Below are 698 nucleotides of genomic sequence, written 5' to 3'. Positions count from 1 at the left end.
ACATAACTGCGTGCTGCACATAAATCGATTAATGTTGCGCACAACATTAATCGATGAGATCGGGTACCTGCCGATCGGCTCCAACGGCGGCAACCTGTTCTTCCAGCTCGTCAATGCCTGCTACGAACGTTGCGCGATCATCCTGACGTCCAACCGCAGCTTCGGCGAATGGGGCGACGTGTTCGGCGATAGCGTCGTCGCCGCGGCGTTGCTCGACCGGCTGCTGCATCACGCGATCGTCGTGCAGATCGAGGGCTCGTCGTATCGCTTGCGCGAACACGCTGATCTCTTGCCTGATCACTTGCGTAACCGCCCGTCCTCCCTGAACCATGCGCCCGCCGAACCGGTCCGCCGGCGTCCGGGCCGACCGCGAAGGAGTTCACCCGATCACATCGCCGGCTGATCACCGTTTGCACAGGGTGGGGAATTTTACTTCGACACTTCTGGGGAAATTACGGCCGACGTTGACAAGTTCGGCTTCGAGTGTTCCGAAGAACGACTCACACATCGCGTTGTCATACGCATCGCCCGCTGTCCCCATCGATGAGGCCGGTCGGAGAAAGTAGACGCCAACATTCCGTAGAATTTGGGAATGGAGGCAAACATGAACCGAATCCCCAGGGCTGTCTACACGAAGGAATTCCGTGAAGAGGCCGTGAAGCTGGCGATGACCGAGGGCGTCGGCATATCGGAGGCCG

Annotated in this window: 1 protein-coding gene; it reads left to right on the top strand. The window is 58.9% G+C overall.

The window, feature by feature from the left end:
* Positions 1 to 403: ATP-binding protein (locus QYH69_RS35930; protein WP_308836347.1), on the top strand; the 403-nt coding region annotated here is incomplete at its 5' end.
* Between the last annotated feature and the right edge of the window lie 295 nt (positions 404 to 698).

Origin of the sequence: Paraburkholderia sp. SARCC-3016 (assembly GCF_031119615.1) — a bacterium.
Taxonomy (GTDB): domain Bacteria; phylum Pseudomonadota; class Gammaproteobacteria; order Burkholderiales; family Burkholderiaceae; genus Paraburkholderia.
Note: the sequence above shows the minus strand (reverse complement) of the source record. Positions and strands in the feature narration are given on the sequence as shown.